This window comes from Amycolatopsis sp. NPDC051903, from assembly GCF_044452505.1.
GTDB lineage: Bacteria > Actinomycetota > Actinomycetes > Mycobacteriales > Pseudonocardiaceae > Amycolatopsis.
This window is the reverse complement of sequence record NZ_JBITBT010000048.1, coordinates 26911-39832: the sequence shown is the minus strand read 5'-3', so window position 1 is coordinate 39832 and position 12922 is coordinate 26911. Positions and strand designations below refer to the sequence as shown.

General features: G+C 71.9%; 19 protein-coding genes. 13 read left to right on the top strand and 6 right to left on the bottom strand.

The features are described from left to right. Nucleotides 1-5 precede the first annotated feature (5 nt). From ACIA77_RS46595 to ACIA77_RS46565, 7 genes are all read left to right on the top strand, one after another. A complete protein-coding gene (locus ACIA77_RS46595) occupies nucleotides 6-581 on the top strand; it encodes an AAA family ATPase (RefSeq protein WP_395892624.1) in 576 nt (191 codons plus the stop codon). 37 nt (nucleotides 582-618) lie between these two features. Next, nucleotides 619-1362: a ParB/RepB/Spo0J family partition protein gene (locus ACIA77_RS46590; protein ID WP_395892623.1), complete on the top strand. Its 744-nt coding sequence runs from the start codon at nucleotides 619-621 to the stop codon at nucleotides 1360-1362. 89 nt (nucleotides 1363-1451) lie between these two features. Next, complete coding sequence (locus ACIA77_RS46585) at nucleotides 1452-1610, top strand: hypothetical protein (RefSeq protein WP_395892622.1); 159 nt, start codon at nucleotides 1452-1454, stop codon at nucleotides 1608-1610. Beyond that, nucleotides 1607-1765 carry a hypothetical protein gene (locus ACIA77_RS46580; protein ID WP_395892621.1) on the top strand — a complete coding sequence of 53 codons (159 nt, stop codon included), beginning with the start codon at nucleotides 1607-1609 and terminating at the stop codon, nucleotides 1763-1765. Before ACIA77_RS46585 ends, ACIA77_RS46580 begins: the two co-directional genes overlap by 4 nt. An 82-nt stretch (nucleotides 1766-1847) precedes the next feature. Beyond that, the gene (locus tag ACIA77_RS46575) at nucleotides 1848-2111 is read left to right on the top strand and encodes a hypothetical protein (protein WP_395892620.1); all 264 of its coding nucleotides are present in this window, start codon (nucleotides 1848-1850) and stop codon (nucleotides 2109-2111) included. Beyond that, the gene (locus ACIA77_RS46570) at nucleotides 2108-2635 is read left to right on the top strand and encodes a DUF1643 domain-containing protein (RefSeq protein WP_395892619.1); all 528 of its coding nucleotides are present in this window, start codon (nucleotides 2108-2110) and stop codon (nucleotides 2633-2635) included. Before ACIA77_RS46575 ends, ACIA77_RS46570 begins: the two co-directional genes overlap by 4 nt. Nucleotides 2636-2832: 197 nt before the next feature. Continuing rightward, on the top strand, nucleotides 2833-3222 hold the full coding sequence (locus ACIA77_RS46565; protein ID WP_395892618.1) for a hypothetical protein: 390 nt from the start codon (nucleotides 2833-2835) through the stop codon (nucleotides 3220-3222). Between the two features lie 104 nt (nucleotides 3223-3326). Here ACIA77_RS46565 and ACIA77_RS46560 read toward each other — a convergent pair whose 3' ends face one another. Together ACIA77_RS46560 and ACIA77_RS46555 are read right to left on the bottom strand one after the other, a co-directional pair. Continuing rightward, the gene (locus tag ACIA77_RS46560) at nucleotides 3327-3902 is read right to left on the bottom strand and encodes an NUDIX hydrolase (RefSeq protein WP_395892617.1); all 576 of its coding nucleotides are present in this window, start codon (nucleotides 3900-3902) and stop codon (nucleotides 3327-3329) included. Between the two features lie 25 nt (nucleotides 3903-3927). Continuing rightward, nucleotides 3928-4245 (bottom strand): hypothetical protein, encoded by a 318-nt coding sequence (locus tag ACIA77_RS46555; RefSeq protein WP_395892616.1) that lies wholly within the window; start codon nucleotides 4243-4245, stop codon nucleotides 3928-3930. 94 nt (nucleotides 4246-4339) lie between these two features. Between ACIA77_RS46555 and ACIA77_RS46550 the strand changes: the two genes are divergently transcribed. From ACIA77_RS46550 to ACIA77_RS46525, 6 genes are all read left to right on the top strand, one after another. Continuing rightward, entirely contained in the window at nucleotides 4340-5530 is a 1191-nt protein-coding gene (locus tag ACIA77_RS46550) for an AAA family ATPase (RefSeq protein ID WP_395892615.1), read from the top strand. Nucleotides 5531-5567: 37 nt separating this feature from the next. After that, on the top strand, nucleotides 5568-7175 hold the full coding sequence (locus ACIA77_RS46545; protein ID WP_395892614.1) for a VWA domain-containing protein: 1608 nt from the start codon (nucleotides 5568-5570) through the stop codon (nucleotides 7173-7175). Nucleotides 7176-7210: 35 nt separating this feature from the next. After that, on the top strand, nucleotides 7211-7558 hold the full coding sequence (locus ACIA77_RS46540) for a hypothetical protein (RefSeq protein WP_395892613.1): 348 nt from the start codon (nucleotides 7211-7213) through the stop codon (nucleotides 7556-7558). Beyond that, entirely contained in the window at nucleotides 7555-7803 is a 249-nt protein-coding gene (locus tag ACIA77_RS46535) for a hypothetical protein (RefSeq protein ID WP_395892612.1), read from the top strand. The genes ACIA77_RS46540 and ACIA77_RS46535 overlap by 4 nt, the downstream gene beginning before the upstream one ends. A 44-nt stretch (nucleotides 7804-7847) precedes the next feature. Further along, nucleotides 7848-8000 carry a hypothetical protein gene (locus ACIA77_RS46530; protein WP_395892611.1) on the top strand — a complete coding sequence of 51 codons (153 nt, stop codon included), beginning with the start codon at nucleotides 7848-7850 and terminating at the stop codon, nucleotides 7998-8000. 161 nt (nucleotides 8001-8161) lie between these two features. Then, nucleotides 8162-9280: a DUF6744 family protein gene (locus ACIA77_RS46525; RefSeq protein ID WP_395892610.1), complete on the top strand. Its 1119-nt coding sequence runs from the start codon at nucleotides 8162-8164 to the stop codon at nucleotides 9278-9280. Nucleotides 9281-9336: 56 nt separating this feature from the next. On the opposite strand, the gene ACIA77_RS46520 is transcribed toward ACIA77_RS46525, so the two are convergent. The 4 genes from ACIA77_RS46520 to ACIA77_RS46505 all read right to left on the bottom strand — a co-directional run bounded on the left by ACIA77_RS46520 (nucleotide 9337) and on the right by ACIA77_RS46505 (nucleotide 12674). After that, nucleotides 9337-10353, bottom strand: coding sequence for a hypothetical protein (locus ACIA77_RS46520; RefSeq protein ID WP_395892609.1), 1017 nt, complete (start codon nucleotides 10351-10353; stop codon nucleotides 9337-9339). 115 nt (nucleotides 10354-10468) lie between these two features. After that, nucleotides 10469-10879 carry a hypothetical protein gene (locus ACIA77_RS46515; protein ID WP_395892608.1) on the bottom strand — a complete coding sequence of 137 codons (411 nt, stop codon included), beginning with the start codon at nucleotides 10877-10879 and terminating at the stop codon, nucleotides 10469-10471. A gap of 115 nt (nucleotides 10880-10994) precedes the next feature. Beyond that, nucleotides 10995-12233 (bottom strand): helix-turn-helix domain-containing protein, encoded by a 1239-nt coding sequence (locus ACIA77_RS46510; RefSeq protein ID WP_395892607.1) that lies wholly within the window; start codon nucleotides 12231-12233, stop codon nucleotides 10995-10997. A 57-nt stretch (nucleotides 12234-12290) separates the two neighbouring features. After that, nucleotides 12291-12674, bottom strand: coding sequence for a hypothetical protein (locus ACIA77_RS46505; RefSeq protein WP_395892606.1), 384 nt, complete (start codon nucleotides 12672-12674; stop codon nucleotides 12291-12293). Nucleotides 12675-12922: the final 248 nt, after the last annotated feature.

Here is a 12922-nt window from a genome sequence, read left to right as displayed (position 1 = left end):
AAACCATGCCCGACATCCGCTACATCGAACTGGCCGCCCGCCCCGAGCAGCTCGACACCAGCCGCGGCCTGCTGCGCGTGCTCATCGGCCCGCCCGCCGCGGGCAAGACCACGCTGTGCACGGCCGAGGGACACCGCTTCGGCATCCGGCTGTCCCTCGACGAGGCCCGCGCCGAGCTCGGCGCCCACGAGCACGACCAGGACTTCACCCCCGCGGCGATCGAGCACGTGCGCGCGCAGGCGGACGCGCTGCTGGCGATGGGCGCCCACGTCACCATCGACGCCACCTCGACCACCCCCGACGTGCGCGCCATCTGGCTGGGCGTCGCCCGCGAGCACCAGGTGCCGGCCATCGCGGTGCTCGTGTGGGCACCGCTGGAGCAGGTCCGTGCCCGCAACGCCGTTCGTGCCCGGCCAGTCCCGCTCGGGGTGGTGAACGAGCGCTGGTACCGCACCACGATCTTGCAGGCCGCCGACCTGATCACCGAGGGCTTCCACCGTGTCGACGAGTGCGTCCCGCCCGCCGCCATGGCCTGCGACCAGCCCGCCCCCACCACTGCCAGCCACCACTTGGCCCGCTGACCCCGGCCACCACATCGATCCCGAAAGGAAGCAGACCGTGACCACAACGACCACCGACCTGGCCATCCGGCGTGAGCTGCGCGAACACGCCGGCATCCGGACCGCGATGATCCCGCTGGGCAAGCTGCGCGTGCACCCCAGCCACATCCGCTCCGACATGGGCGACCTGACCGAGCTGGCCTCCTCGCTGGCCCACGACGGGCAGCACCAGGCCCTCGAGGTCGAACGCCGCGGCTCCTTCTACGTCATCCTCGACGGCCACCGCCGCTTCGGCGCCGCCGCCATCGCCGGCCTGGCGCGGCTGCGCGCGGACATCGTGCCCGCCCGCAGCACCGCCGACGCGGTTACCACCATGCTCACCACCGGCACCCACACCAAGCCGATCACCGCGGCCGAACGCACCCACGCCGTGCGGATCCTCATCGACGCCGAACACCTCTCCGTCGGCGAAATCGCCGCCCGCTGCGGTGTCAGCGGCCCCACCATCCGCCGCTGGTACGCCGGTACCGACACCACGATCTCCACCGACGCGTCGCCCGCCAGCGAACCGGACACCGCCGCGCCGGGCATCGTCGGTCAGCCGCGCCGGACATGTCCCGCCCCGCGCCGCGGCAAGCCCCGCATCGTCGGTGTCCGCCGGATCGCCGGGCTGATCGACCGCTGGAGCACCCGCTGCCAGGACGGCCTCAGCGGCGACGCCGCGCAGGACCTGCTGGCCGAGATGAACGCCCTGATCACCGGCCACGACGACGCCGCCATCCGAACCTCGGACGACGTCTGAGCAGCACCGATCCGGCTCGCCGCCCGCACGAGCGAGCCGCCCACGACCCCCGCACCAGCGGGTGAACATCCCACTCTGGAAGGAAACCGATGACACAGCCCGACCACCGGGTCCAAACCTGGGACGACAACTACCGCAAGTCCAGCGACACCATGGCCACCGCTGAGGAGGCCCGCGCGGCCGAGGAGAAGCCCTTCGAGCCCGGCAGCGGGGTCAGCATCACCCGCGTCACCCCGCCCCAGGGATGACCCGGGACACCGCGCCGACGCGGAACACGACGCTGGCACTGCTGGAAAAGGCCGCGTTCGCGCGCCTGGACGACCCGGCGCCGGGCGACCTGCCCGACGTCGAAGACGACCCCGCCGCCGAAGACGACACCGACGACGAGACCACAACCCTTTGACCGGCCGGCGAGCTCCTGCGCTTGGTCCATCCCATGCCCGGGAGCTCGCCGCCGGCCGGTCGCGCAGAAAGGCATCACACCTGTGACGAACACCCACTCCGCGCCGAACCCGACCGACGCCGACGTCCACGACATAGTCGACCTGCACCAGGTCGGGCTGACCTTTCACCAGACTCGGCCGCTGCGCCAGGACGGGATCACCACCGTCGAGCTGCTCGCCGAGCTGCTGGACGCCCACGACGCCCACCCGCAGGGCTCGCGGCTCTCGGCCGTGCCCCAGTTCGGCCCGGGCCGCGTCGCCAAGGTCCGTGCCGCCCTCGACGCCTGGAAAGCCGCACGGGAATGACCCAGCACCAGCAGGCGGCGCTGGACCTGTTCACCACCGGCACCGCCGTGGTGAGTGACTGCGGCGCCTACCGCTACGAGCTGAGCCGGGTGTGGGGCGACCCCACCCGGCTGGCCCGGTTCCTGATGCTCAACCCCTCCACCGCCGACGCCGGCGCCGATGACCCCACCATCCGCCGCTGCGTCGGCTACGCGAAAACCTGGCACCTCGGCGGCATCCTCGTGCACAACCTGTTCGCCCTGCGCGCCACCGACCCGGCCGAGCTCGCCGGCCACCCCGACCCGACCGGCCCCGACAACGACCAGTGGCTCACCGCCCCCGCGCCCGCGGCGGTCACCGTCGCTGCCTGGGGTGCCCACGCCACCCTGCACGGCCGCGACCGGCACGTGCGCGCCCTGCTCGCCGACGCCGGCGTCGAGCTGCACCACCTCGGCGACCGCACCCGCGACGGCCACCCGCGCCACCCGCTGTACCTGCCGACCACCGCCCAGCTGCACCCGTTCCCGCCCGATGCGGCCACCTGACCAGCCCATATCCAGAATCGGGACCGCTGGCGATCTCGCCAGTGTTTCCGCAAGCGGAAATGCTGACGGGCTCCATGCGTCGCGGCGACGATCCGGCACGGACGTGGGCCGTATAACGCCCTATACCGCCGGGCGCCCGGGACCCAGTCCGGCAGCGCGGTGTCGGGGGTGGAACCAGGGGGAGAGGTGTGTCACGGTTGATCACCGGCAGTCATCACCGGAGGGGGTTGGTACAGGTGGCCAGGTACAGCATTCCGCTCGTCCAGCGGGTCCAGGGGCTGATCGAGGAACTGAGCCAGCTGAAGGAACAGAAGATCAGCACCGCGCGGAACACAAGGATCCAGCAGGTCGAGCGCGAGATCCTCAAGCTCACCGGAGCGCCCAGCGTCGCGGCGGCCAAGGTCAGCGTGAACTCCTACTTCAAGGCGCTCACTCCGAAGACGACGAAGGTCGGCCGCAGGAAAGCCAAACGGGACCTCGAAGCCGCAGCGAAGCGGAAGAAGGTCAAGAAGGAAGCCGTCGACCCGCCGACACCACCTCCCGCGATCAGGGTCGTGAGCGGAGGTTTGCCCGGTACCCGCCGCTGACCGCTGGCGATCCCGGCAGCGTTCCCGCAAGCGGAAATGCTGCCGGAAATTCTGATGGGGAGGCTGGCGCCGTGTCGATGGCGCCGCGCCGGAGGTACGAGGTGTCAGGCGTCGGCCGCGCGGTCGGCGAGCACGTACAGCAGCCCGACCAGGGTCCCGGAGTTCGTGATCTTCCCGGCCGCGATCAGCGCTGGCACCTGCGCCATCGGCACCCAGCCGAACACGCCCTCGTCGCACTCGGTGGGCTCGTCGACCTGCTCGGCGCCGCGCGCGAGGAACACGTGGTGCGGGTTGCGCGCGATGCCCACCGCGGGCTCGAAGGTCACTAGGTGCCGCAGGCCGCGGGCGCGGAAACCGGTCTCCTCGAGCAGCTCGCGCCGCGCGGTCGCGGCCGGGGCCTCACCGTCCTCGATCAGCCCACCGGGAATCTCGTAGCCCCACACGTCCGGCACGAACCGGTGCCGCCAGCCCAGCAGCACATGCTCACCGGGCTCGTCGAGCACCACCACCACGGCCGCCGGCGGCAGCCACACCATGTAGTGCTCCTCGAACTGGCCCGACGGCTTGGTGACGTCGGCCAGGCCCACCCGCAGCCACGGCGAGTCGAGCACCGGCCGCACCCGTCCGACCTGCCACGGCGAGCCCGGCCCCTGCAGGCCCGGGCCCTGCTCAGCGCTCACCGTTCAACCCCTGGCGTGGCCCCGCTCATGCCTGGCCCTGATCGGCGCTGCCGGCTTGCTCGGCCGGCGAACCCGGTGGCGCAGCGGCGCCGCGGCCGCGGGGACGTCCGGGCCGGCGTGGCGGGGGCCAGTGCGACTGCAGGGTTTCCAGTGCGGCCTCGGGGGAGGCGTTGAGCCAGCGCAGGCAGGCGCGCAGATAGTCGTTGACGAAACGGCCCTGCGCCCCCAGCGCGGCCTTGGCCTCGGCGTACTCGTCCGGTTCCGGCCAGAACGACCGCGACGGCGTGCGGTGGTAGTCGGCCGGCGGTGTTTTCGCCGGTGGAGGCGATTCAGGCTCGTTCATGACCCCATCCTGTCAAACTGGATTGCCAGTTGTCGAGCGGAGGTGTTACGCTGGCATCAGAAACTGGATATCCAGTTAATGAGGAGGAGTGACGGTGACCACGAACGACACGGCGGACCGGCTGCGCACGATCGCCACCGAGCTGGGGGCGCGGTTCTACGAGCGCGACGATGTGGTGCGCACCCTGATCACGACCGTGCTCGCCGGCCAGCACTCGCTGGTGCTCGGCCCGCCCGGCACCGCGAAGTCCGAGCTGGCGCGCGAGCTGACCGGCCGCATCGAGGACGCGCAGTACTGGGAAATCCTGCTGTCGAAGTTCACCGACCCCAAGCGCATGTTCGGCCCGATCGACGTGGCCGCCCTGTCGCAGGGCGAGTACCGCCAGGTCTACGAAGGTCGCGCGACCCGGGCGCACATCGCCTTCATCGACGAGGTCTTCAAGTGCTCCACCGCGGCGCTGAACGAGACGTTGGCGCTGCTCAACGAGCGTCTCTACCACCCGGAGAACGGCGGCGCGCCGATCCGCTGCCCGCTCATCGCCGCGATCACCGCCTCCAACGAGCTGCCGGTCGGCGAAGACACTGCTGCGATCTACGACCGGTTGCTGGTGCGCATCGAGGTGGGTTATCTGGCCGACCCGTCCAACTTCGCCGAGCTGGTCCGCTCCGCGGTCCTCACCCCGGCCCCGGCCACCCGCACCACGGTCGCCCTGTCCGCGCTGCAGCACGCGGTCGAGGTCGAGGTGCCCGCGATCGACGTCCCGGACGGCATCGTGGACGCGATCTGCGCACTGCGCGCCGGGCTGCGCCGCAAGGAGCTGATCGCCTCGGACCGCCGCTGGCGCCAGGCCGTGCGGCTGCTGCAGGCCTCGGCCTACCTCGACGGGCGCCCCGAAGTCGCCGACACCGACCTGGCGATCCTCACCCACGTGCTGTGGGATTCCCCGGCCGAGCGGCCTGCCGTCGAGCGCGCCGTGCTGGAGTTGGTGAACCCGGACGCGGGCAAGGCCCTGGACCTCTCCGACGCGATCGAGGAGCTGGAGGCCGAGCTGGACGCCAAGGCTGGCCAGTCCGCCGAGTCGCTGTCGGAGTGGGGCATCAAGGAGGCCAATCCGAAGCTCAAGCGGGCGGGCAAGGAACTGGCGAAGATGCGCGCCGAGGCCGAGGCGGCCGGGCGCTCCACAGCCACCCTCGACCGCGTGATCGGCCGCCAGCGCGCCGTGCTGGCCCGGGTGCTGTCCGAATCGCTGGGCGTGGACGCGAGCGCCCTGTCCGGCCAGTTGTAGAGCGGCACCGTCGTCGAATCAGGGGAGTGAGGTAGTCATGGGCACCACCGTGAACAAGCTGCGTGCGCTGACCCGGCGGGCCGGGCGCTGGCTCGGGCTGGCCGAGACCCTGGCCGCCCCGAAGCACACCGGCGCGATCGTCTCGGACCGCTTCGACACGATGGCCTGGCGCGACACCTACGACCAGGCCGGTGCGCTGCGCGAGCTCGCCGAGGACCTCAACCAGCACTACGACTACACCGCCGACCTGCTCGAAGACACCTTCCTCGGCGCCTACAAGGCCAGCCCCCAGGTGCGTCCGACGGGGGAGATGGATCCCTCCCGCGCGGTCAACCACCAGGTCGTTTCCACGCTGATGGGTTCCCCGGAGTTCGCCGAGCTGCGCCGCGAGACCGCCGGCGACTCCTACGCCGCGGCGATGGCCGTGCTCTCGCAGAGCGAGGGGCTGCGGTCGATGCTCGAGCACGCCAAGGACGCCCACGACAAGGCCCAGGCGCACGCCGCGGCCCAGCAGCAGGCCAACGAGGCCGCGCAGGCGGTCGCCGAGGCGCTGCAGGCCGCCGGCGAGCAGGCCGACGACGAGGGCACCGTGCCCGCCGAGCAGGCCGCCGCCGTGGCCGCGGCGATCGAGCACGCCGAGGCGGCCGACACCGCCGCGGCCGCCGCCGGGCAGAGCACCGAACAGGCGCTGGCCGGCGCGGCGTCCGGCCTCCGCACCGCCGCCCGTCAGGCGATGAGTCAAGCCGTCGACAACGCCCGCGAGGAAGCCGCGCTCATGCGCGCGTGGGGCATCGGGCCCGGCCGGCTGGAACGCATGGACTTCACCACCCGCGCCCAGCTCGCGCAGCGGCTGCGCACGGGACGGCTCGCCCAGTTCGCCCAGCTCATCGGCCGATTCCGGCAGATGGCCTCCGGCGAACGCGCCCGCCGCGTCGAGAACGCCCCCGGCGAGCTGGTCGGCATCACCCTCGGCGACGACCTCGGCCGCGTCATCCCCTCCGAGCTGGCCCAGCTCGGCGTGCCCGCCCTGCGCCCCGTGTTCGCCAGCAAGTACGCCGAGGCCCGCCTGATGCTGTATGACTCCCGCGGCGAGCAGCACACCGGCCAAGGCGCGATCATCGCCGCGATCGACTGCTCCGGATCGATGCACGGCCAGCGTGAGGCCTGGGCCAAGGCCTGCGCCCTGGCCCTGCTCGACCAGGCCCGCCAGGCCAAGCGGGACTTCGTCGGCATCCTGTTCAGCAGTGCCGAACAGGTGCGCACCTTCCGCTTCCCGGCCGGCGCCCCCTACGACATCGCCACCGTGATCGAGTTCGCCGAGCACTTCTTCGGCGGTGGCACCGACTTCGAAGCCCCGCTGAGCCAGGCCGTCGAACTGCTGGACGCCGAGTTCAACGCCGACGGCCGCGCCCGCGGCGACATTGTCCTGATCACCGACGGGAACTGCAGCGTGCACGAAGACTGGATGCGCGAGTGGAACCAGGCCAAGGCCACGCTCGACTTCCGCACCTTCGGCATCTCGATCGGCGCCTACAGCCACGCCACCGCACCCGGCAGCGTCTTGGACGCCCTCTGCGACAACCTGCGCTCCGTCGACGACCTCACCAACCCCGACGCCACCACAGACCTCTTTCGCGTCATCTGACTCGTGTCCGGAAACCTCCCGAAAGGATCGACACCGTGTCCACCTTGCTCCTCGCCCTGATCGGTCCGGCCGGCTTCGGCCTGGCCTTCGGCGGCGCCTACCTGCACAACCAGCTCCGCCATCGCCCCATCGGCGAGCGGGCCGAGGTGTGGAACCGCCACACCTACCGCCTTGCCTGCCGCCAGGTCGAGCGCCAGGCGCGTGCCGAGCTGTGGTTCACCGCCTGGGAGGGTGCCACCGCGATCTGCGTGTGGCTCACGAACGAACGCCGCTACGGCAGCGCACGCCGCCAGGCCTGGTTCAATCAGCAGCTCGCCGCGTGGACTCTCAAGTGCGGCGAGTTCAATCCGCTCGCCAACGCCACCGCGAGCGCCGGACGATGAGTGCCGCCTACGTGCGCCGCTACTACGGTGTGCCGGCCCGCCGCGGCGCACGCGTCGAGTTCGATGGCCGGCCGGGCGTGATCACCAGCTGCCCCGGCGCACACGTCCGGGTGCGCCTCGAGGGCGAGACGCATTCGGCCCTGGCGCACCCCACCTGGCGCATGACGTACCTCGACGCCGCCGACCGCGACCACCAACACACGAAGGCGCCGGCCGTCGCGACGGATGAAGCGCACCAACCCTGACCGCCACCAGCGGACCAACGAGAGAACGAGAGAAGGGAAACCCGGTGAACGACAACATCGAGCTGATCGAAGACTCGTTCAAGCACTGCATCTACGCAGGCTGCGGCAAGGTGTACGACACACCCGCCGGAGCGGAGGCCTGCGAACGCAGCCACGGCCTCTACGACCCGGTCGACCCGACCGAAGCGGCGGAATGACCGGCTGGACCATCCGATAAGAACTGGCTATCCAGATACCGACCAGGCATGCTAACCTGGTTCGAGAAACTGGATAGCCAGTTTCTCGTGAAGGCGCCAGTGTGTCTGCGAAAACGCACGTTTGCGCAACATGGTTCAGTGTGGACCGGGAGGGAGCGACGATGACGCAGCCAGCCACGCAGCTGCCTGATGAGGCCGACGACGAGCTCGCGGGCGGGGACGAGGGGTTCATCGCGACTGGCGACGCGGCGTTCGACTCCTACGCCGAAGCGCTGGAGGCCGGCGAGACGCCGCTGCTCGGGCACCTGGTGCTCTACAGCATCTTCGACGGCCGGGTGACGCCTGAGCGGCTGGAAAAGTGGTTCCGTGAGCTGAGCCTGGACCTGGCGTTCCTGCCGGGCGGGCTGCGCGCGGACGCGGCGTTCGAGAAGGTCACCGGCCCGTCCGGGGTGCGCACGGTCTACCCGCTCGACGACCCGACGGCCGAGCCGCGGCCGAAGTCGCGGCGCAAGGCCGACGCGATCGGCCGCCAGGCCACGCTCATGCTGCGCCACGTCCGCCGAGACCGGCGGGAGATCGTGCGCCACGTCGTCCGCGAGGTCCGCGACGAAGAGGAGACCAGCCTGAGCTACGAGCCCAAGCTGGGCGAGGCCGTCTTCCGGTTCGACACCGCCGGCACCGGTGCGCCGGGTGACGGGGCGCTGCACGTGGCCCCGGACAACGCCGCGATCGCCGCGCTGCCCGAGGCCGAGCAGGGCGTGGTGCGCGAGTTGCTCGACGAGATCACCGCCGCCTACCGCCACCGCCGCACCTTCTACAGCGGCGACAAACTGCGCGCGGTGATCCGCGAATACGTCGAAGACCTCGGCGGGATCAAGGTCCGCCCCACCGGCGGCGTCTACTTCGTGCACCGCCAGCACGCCGAGGTGCTCAGCGCGCTGCGCACGCTCGCGTCCCGCTTCGGCGAGGGATCGCACTTCGTGCGAATCCCGATCCCCGACCAGGCCGAAATGCGGGAAATGATCATCACCGCCTTCACCACGCAGGCCCGCGACGAGCTGAACCAGCTCTCCGCCGAGATCGCCACGGCCCAGCGCGACGGCGCCCCGGACCACGTCCTGGCGAAGCTGCACCGCCGCTTCCGCGACGTGCAGAAGGCCACCAAGGATCACTCCACGCTGCTGTCGACCTCGCTCGAGGACACCACGGCCGCCCTGGACCTGGTCAAGCTGCAGCTGGGCAATCTGCTCGCCACCGCCGCCAGCGGCACCGACGACTGAGTCCTCTCACCCCGCCGCTCGCGCCGAGAACGACGCGAGCGGCGCGGCCGAGCCGGTCAGCTCGGGCAGCGCTCGAACCTCGTCACCAGCTGGCCCTGCCCCTGCTGTTGCTGCAGCGTCAGAACCCCCAGCTGAGGTCCTGGATCCGACGTCGGCGTGTCATCGGTGATCGACCCGAAATCCAACCGGCACGCGTCGACCCGCGTCGACCCATCCGGAAGCTGTGACGTCGCCTCGCCGGGCACCCACACGTTGTTCGCGTAGTCCAGCGGATCCCGCACCTGCTGCGCGAGCGCCTCGACCGCACCCGGGCAGTCTGGGCCGCCGTACGCCGCCGCGAGCTCGCGCTGCGCGGCCGGCGCCAGCACGAAGCACGCGTCGGCCGCCCAGTTCCGTTCGGCCGCTGTCGGCGCCGAGCCGGGCGGCCGCTTGAGCTGCTCCTGGCGTGTGTAGGTCAGCCGCTCGACGACAAAGATCACCATGTCGTTCGGTGTCCGCGGCAGGATCCGCGGCACGGCCGCGTCGTGCGAGGCCTGCAAGTCCCGCTCGGCCGCCGCCCGCTCGGCCGCCGCGTCGACGAGCAGCCCGGCCACCCCACCGGCGAGCAGCACCACCCCGAGCGCGAGCGCACCGAGCGTCTCGCGCCGGCGCACCTGCAGCCGCAACCGCACCGCGGCGGCCGCGGCCGCCGCGGTGAGCACGACACCAGCCAACACCGCCCACCACCATGGATCGACGTACCAGACAACGAACGCCGCGTCGACGATCACCAGCACCACCGTGGCCGTCCACGATGGACCCAGGCGCGCCGGAATGCGCAGCAACGCCAACAGGATCAGCACGCCCGCACCGGCTGCCCACGGCCACCATGCCCAGCCGGACAACGCGCTGGAGAACAGCGCAACCAACGCGACGCCGGCCAGGACCGGCAGCCGCACCGCCTGGGCCAGCACCCGTACTTTCTCGGCGCGCGCTCGCTGCCGCGCGACCGCCAACTCTGCCCGCTCGAAAACCCCGCCACCCATGATCACCATCATCACCCGCCGCACGGCCCGAACCGCCTGCTCGCACACCGGCGACGAGCGCAGACCGCGTGGCGCGCCGAAGTGCTGCGCGGGCGTCGCGGTGGAAACTCCGGCCCGCGCGGGGAGGGGGTGCGGGGGATTCACGCGCGCGGGCCGGAGCGGGTCAGGCGCCGGCGAGAATGAGACCGGGCGGCTGCCGGGTTGAGCCGGCGTGATCGGACTGGTCGACCGCGCGAGGCGCGGGCAGGACGAGGGTTCCGCCGAGAGCGACGATGCCGGTGCCGACCACGATGTCGTGCTCGAGCACCCGCAGCCGCCGCGCGCATCGGTCACAGCAGAGGGGCGGGTCGCCGAGGCTGCCGTGCGGGCGCGGGTCGAGCAGATCGGTGGGGTGAGCGAGCGCGTAGAGCTGCTCGAACAATTCATCACCGGGAACGGCGTCAAGGTCCTGGCAGACCGGGTGAACCTGCCACCACCGTCCGGGAGCGAGGTCCGCGGCGCGGTAGGCGTGGCGGCGGTCATCGAGGACGTAGAGCCGGATCGTGATCCGTTCGCGCGGTGCAGATTCCCCCATGACCGATGACGCTAGAACCGCAGCTCACCACCGGATATGCCACTGCGGCATATCCGGGCAACCGTCACCCGATGAGGTGCCCGCGGTCGTCCCGCCCGGCGCCGCGGCGCGAGGGTCAGCCGGCCGGGGCGGGGTGGGGCTGGATGCGGGATTTGAGGCTGGTCAGCTGCCACTGGCGGCGCTGAGCGCGGGCGTCGAGCGCGGTGATGAGCTCAGCGGCGACGGGGTCGTGGCGGATGCGCAGGGGCGCGGTGACGTCGGCGAGGTCCAGGTGCTTGAGCGCGAGGTCGTCGCGGACGCCGCCAGCCTGCGCGAAGCCCCGGGCGAGGTCGAAGTGCAGCGCGGCTGTGCGGTCGGCCGAGGCGAGGCCGGTGCCGAACCCGGGTCGGCGGGTGATCGCGTCGGCGGCCTCGGCGCCGCGGCCGAGCTCAACGTTGATCGACAGGTCCCAGGCGTCGACGTTCGCGGGCCCGAAGTCATAGCGCAGCGTCGTGCGCTCGCCCGTGCGGGTGGCGAGCGCACGGGCTTCGGCGAGGTGGGTGGCAGCGGTGTCGGCGTCGCGGTTCTTCGCCGCGCGCTGGGCAGTGGCCAGGTGCAGCATCCCCGCGGCTTCGGCCGCGGCGGTGTCGGTGGCGTCGGGGTCGAGGCGGGACAGGCCGGCCAGAGCGGTGTCGGTGACGCGGGTGGCGCGGTGGCGGGCGCCAAAGCGGGTGAGCACGATCGCCGCGGACATCGCCGCGAACCCGCCCAGCGCGGGGTCCTCGAGTTCGGCGGCCGCGTCCTGGGCGCGGCCGGCCACGAGCGTGGCCAGGTCGAGGTTGCCGAAGGTGCGGGCGGTGCCGACGGCCACGATGCACGCCTCGACCAGCGCCGCGAGCGCGACGCGGCGGGCCGCGGTGTCGCGGGGGCGGGCGGTGTGGGCGTGCAGTTCCAGCAGCAGCTGCGCCAGGTCGTGCCCGGCGATGGCGTAGCGGGAGTCGGCGGCGGCCGCGTTCGCCTCGGCCGCCAGGCCCACGAGCTGCGCCAGCGGGCGCGGGGCGACGGTGTCGGGCACGTCGTCGAGCGTCGCGTCGGCCAGCACGCGGGAGATCGGCGGGAGGGCGGCGAGCGCGGCAGCGCTGTCGCGGCTGGTGGCCTGGTAGGGCTGGCCGGTGAGGTCGGTGACCGAGCAGCCGAGGACCTCGGCGAGGGTTTCGATCAGGCCGCGGCGCTCGAAGTGCCGCTCACCGCGTTCCAGGCGGGCGAGGTAGCCCTGGTTGATGCCGGCCAGCCCGGCCGCCACCGCCTGGGTCATGCCCCGCTGCTTGCGCACGTGCCGGACCCGGGCCCCGATCTGTGCAGGTGTCGGCTCCACCCCGTCAGCCTAGGCGGCGTCGCTGCCCGCGGGCGCGGGTGTGTGACCGGCACGCGCTCAGCCCGCCGCCCGCTCATCGGCTGCGGTGTCGAACACCAGCGCGCCCTGCCCGTCCTCGCTCGTGCCGGTCTCCGCGGCCGCGTCGCCTTCCTCAGCAGGCTCGGCGGCGGTGGCGGCCGCGAGCTTGCGCAGGCGGCGGATCTCGGCCTCAGTCTGGTCGGTGAGCTGCGCAGCCTCCGCGACGGTGTTGCCCAGGGCGATCAGGCCGGCCACCGCGGCTGCCATCTCCGCTTCGGCCTGGGCTCTGCGTGCGGCCGCGGCCTCGAAGTCGGTGATGTGCTCCAGCTCGGCCTGCTCACGCTGCCGGCGCAGCTCGCTCTTCTCCGCCAGCCGCGCCCGCGCCACCCGCCGGGCCTGTGTCGTGACTGATGTACGCGCCATCACCCCAGGTTAGGCACGGTTCTCGTCAAGATCACCCGGTTTCCCGCACCACCCCACCGGTACCTTCCACTCACCCCTCACCGACCACTACGCTCACCCCGCACGCCTCACCGCCACGTCTGGCCACGGCCCGCCTCACGCCTCCACGGCGCCCATCCGCACCCCTTCTCCAAGATCCACACCGACCACACCTCTGGCATTTGCAATGTGCGGACGCAAATGCGCTGGTCGGAGGCGTACAGTGGATC

Coding starts and splice junctions, on each gene's coding strand:
- ACIA77_RS46580 (WP_395892621.1), top strand. CDS start 1,607: ATGACCCGGGACACCGCGCCGACGCGGAACACGACGCTGGCACTGCTG.
- ACIA77_RS46515 (WP_395892608.1), bottom strand. CDS start 10,879: ATGGGGGAATCTGCACCGCGCGAACGGATCACGATCCGGCTCTACGTC.
- ACIA77_RS46555 (WP_395892616.1), bottom strand. CDS start 4,245: ATGAACGAGCCTGAATCGCCTCCACCGGCGAAAACACCGCCGGCCGAC.
- ACIA77_RS46535 (WP_395892612.1), top strand. CDS start 7,555: ATGAGTGCCGCCTACGTGCGCCGCTACTACGGTGTGCCGGCCCGCCGC.
- ACIA77_RS46525 (WP_395892610.1), top strand. CDS start 8,162: ATGACGCAGCCAGCCACGCAGCTGCCTGATGAGGCCGACGACGAGCTC.
- ACIA77_RS46595 (WP_395892624.1), top strand. CDS start 6: ATGCCCGACATCCGCTACATCGAACTGGCCGCCCGCCCCGAGCAGCTC.
- ACIA77_RS46505 (WP_395892606.1), bottom strand. CDS start 12,674: ATGGCGCGTACATCAGTCACGACACAGGCCCGGCGGGTGGCGCGGGCG.
- ACIA77_RS46545 (WP_395892614.1), top strand. CDS start 5,568: ATGGGCACCACCGTGAACAAGCTGCGTGCGCTGACCCGGCGGGCCGGG.
- ACIA77_RS46585 (WP_395892622.1), top strand. CDS start 1,452: ATGACACAGCCCGACCACCGGGTCCAAACCTGGGACGACAACTACCGC.
- ACIA77_RS46570 (WP_395892619.1), top strand. CDS start 2,108: ATGACCCAGCACCAGCAGGCGGCGCTGGACCTGTTCACCACCGGCACC.